This window comes from Candidatus Zixiibacteriota bacterium (assembly GCA_014728145.1).
Lineage (GTDB): Bacteria > Zixibacteria > MSB-5A5 > JAABVY01 > JAABVY01 > WJMC01.
This window is the reverse complement of the sequence record WJMC01000153.1, coordinates 1-2838: the sequence shown is the minus strand read 5'-3', so window position 1 is coordinate 2838 and position 2838 is coordinate 1. Positions and strand designations below refer to the sequence as shown.

General features: G+C 52.2%; 3 protein-coding genes. All 3 read left to right on the top strand.

Annotated features, from left to right (window positions below):
- Positions 1-283: 283 nt before the first annotated feature.
- Positions 284-1333: a hypothetical protein gene (locus GF404_09155; GenBank protein MBD3382351.1), complete on the top strand. Its 1050-nt coding sequence runs from the start codon at positions 284-286 to the stop codon at positions 1331-1333.
- Positions 1227-1988 carry a hypothetical protein gene (locus GF404_09150; GenBank protein MBD3382350.1) on the top strand — a complete coding sequence of 254 codons (762 nt, stop codon included), beginning with the start codon at positions 1227-1229 and terminating at the stop codon, positions 1986-1988. The genes GF404_09155 and GF404_09150 overlap by 107 nt, the downstream gene beginning before the upstream one ends.
- On the top strand, positions 1988-2838 hold an 851-nt coding region (locus GF404_09145; GenBank protein ID MBD3382349.1), incomplete at its 3' end, for a hypothetical protein. The genes GF404_09150 and GF404_09145, both read left to right, overlap by 1 nt.

The window sequence follows — 2838 nt, the reverse complement described above, 5'->3', positions numbered from 1 at the left end:
GTCTGAATCTGATTTCAATAACAACCTCGGCGATCCTTTTGCTCTCGATGTCTTCTACAGCTGGGACCGCTGTCGATTCGATTCTAATTTAGTACAATTCGGTACTGAATACTTTGGCTGTAACGGGCTAATAGTGCAGGGCTGCAAAGGATCTGCCAGGTTTCCCAACAGTTTCGGTTGGAATCAGATTAATGTGTCATTTGGTGAAGACACCGATGGCGTACCTGAAAAGTCAATCGGTCTTTATTGTAGGTGGCCTGCCGGGGATCCAGAATTATCAAATATGCACCTGTCTTATCATGATAACGAGTTTCGTGGATATGGGGGCAAGGATGAGAACATAGACTGGCTTCCAGAACGTATTGAGGTGATCAGGTTGCATCACGATTCAGGCTTTCACGACATCGAGTTTATCAGAAACAAGTGTTTTGCAATAGATACATTAGTTGATACCGCTTCATTGGATCCGTCTGAATGTACCGCCTTGATGCCGGCCAGGTTAAGCTCGAATAGAGATTATCTGGTTTGCCAGAGTCTTCTGACGTTGGATGTCTACAATGTCAAAATAAGTAATAATTACTTTTACAGTGAATCCGGTTACCCGGTAAGTTTCGGTTCGGTCGCTTTGGGTTCCTGTGGGACAGGCGGTGACATCACATTACATGGCGATACGGTGGTAACTGAAAATTCGGACAGCACGACCTTTATATTTAATTCTTATGGTACTTACCCGTACAGTTCAACTGGTTCAAAGGTTATAGATATTACTTACCTGGGGCCGTGCACCGACACCAGAAACGGCCTGGAGTTAAACACGATCACAGAAAATGATGACGGCCTGGGCAAAGACCTGTCCTATGCACGCACCTGCGAGATTACTGTCACTTCTGAATCAAGTCCTGTTCAAGGTGCTTCGGTCTGGATAGAAAACGGCTACGGTCAGATTGTCTGCAACCGTGAAAGCGACGCATCCGGTAAGGTCAAAGACACGCTGACATACCAGCGCTTCCACTACGACAGCCCGGCCTGTGATCCCTGCTGGTCGGATTCCACCGGCTACAATCCGTATATCGTCCGGGCGGCTTTGGCCGGCGACACCCTGGCGGACACAGTCACGGTCAACCCCGAATTCTCGGGTGCGGTCAGCCTCGCTTTCGGGGAGCAGAGTTTCGATATCCGCACCAAAAAGAAAAAAATAAATCAATGGCATTTAAAGGAGTATGGTTATGAAGAACCTGAAGTTACTGGCTTGTTTTGTGCTGGTTTCGATTTTGGCGGTCTCATGCGCTTCAGCTATCGAGATCAACGAGCTTTCGAACCGGATATCCGTTAAACTGCAATACTGGAACGCGGCCGGGATGGATCTGCCTCCCGACAGCGTGCTGGTGTTCGTGACCGATATCGCGGGCGACAGCCTGGGCACGGTCTGGGTCACCTCTGACACCTCCTGGGTCAAGACCTATGCCCTGGGATCGACTGATGTCACCTGCTGGATCCTCTCACCAACACTCGATGACCTCGATTTCGGAGGCGGGGAGCAGGACTACGTGATCCATTTCGGGGCGCACAACACGGCCGACAGCGCCACCGACTGGTACTCGGTCCCGGTTCAGCTAAAGCGCGAGGTCTACGCCGATCTGAAACAGATCGATGATGACGCCGTCTCGGTGGGCGGGCTGAAGCAGGTCTACGAGAACCCGACCGCCTCCGGCAACATGGAATCGTTTTTCGACAACAGCGGGAGCTCCAAGATCGCCTATCTGGATGTCGACCTGGACTCGATCAAAAAAGTCGTGCGCGACCACGCCCTGGCCGACGGTTCTCTCGACGGCTGTACACAGGTGTTCTATCCCCCCGACAGCGAACCCAACGACAGTACCGCGACCTTTTACGACGGGAGTCTCTTGTTTATGACCCATTTCGACTGGAGCTTATTGCCGGACAGTTCGGTTAAGCTCGATTCACTGCGATCGGAGAACCGGGAATAATGGCGTTCGATTCCGGAAAATTCAAGTCCCGGACCACTCCCTGGCGCTTCTGGCCTGCGAAGGATATCAAACCGTACTCTCCCCCGGAGGAGATAGTCTTCGACTGCCCGGATTTTTTGCCGGGCAAGGACCAGGGCAATGACCAGCTCAACCGTTTTTTGAGCATCTTCGAGAAGTCCTACGCGGACCATAAAAAGTTTGCGGGTGACCTCTACAAGCTGATGTGGTACGACGAATGCCCGGGCAAGTATGTATTCCGACTGGCCCAGAACCTCGGCTTCCCGCTTCTGGATGCACCTCATGCCTCGCAAACGGAGCGACGACGGTTTCTACAGCACGCGGCCTGGATCTTAAAGCGCAAAGGCAGTCTGGCCGCCATCAAGAAGATAATCGAGCTTCTCGGCTTCTACTGCATCATCCAGGAATCTATCCAGGAGGACTTTATCATAAACCGGCACAGGTTCTACAGCCTCGAGGATCGCACCGCAGATGAATTCATGGAGCGGTTTAATTCAGGCTCACTTGCGGGATGGGAAAAGCAGGAGCCGGGCTCGGACTGGCAGTTGATCAGCAACCGCTACCGCGGAATCGGCGACGGCACCGACAAGCGCTCCAACTGCTCGGTGGTCGCCAACAATTACAGCCCCTGCTGCCTCGAGACAGAGTTCCAGGTGCTGGGCGGTTCCGGCTCGAATTACCCCTATTTCGGGATCTACCTTGATTACATCCATCCTTTCTCATCGAGTTTGGGAGTCTTTTTGTATTCCTCGGGAGGATCGGATTACCTCTGGCTGACCGGCTATAAATCCTACTGGCAGGTTGTCAACCAGGTTTACGATATCACCGGGAT

What these genes read in the sequence shown, in the direction of transcription:
- GF404_09150 (MBD3382350.1), top strand. Translation starts at nt 1,227, where the DNA reads ATGAAGAACCTGAAGTTACTGGCTTGTTTTGTGCTGGTTTCGATTTTG.
- GF404_09155 (MBD3382351.1), top strand. Translation starts at nt 284, where the DNA reads ATGCACCTGTCTTATCATGATAACGAGTTTCGTGGATATGGGGGCAAG.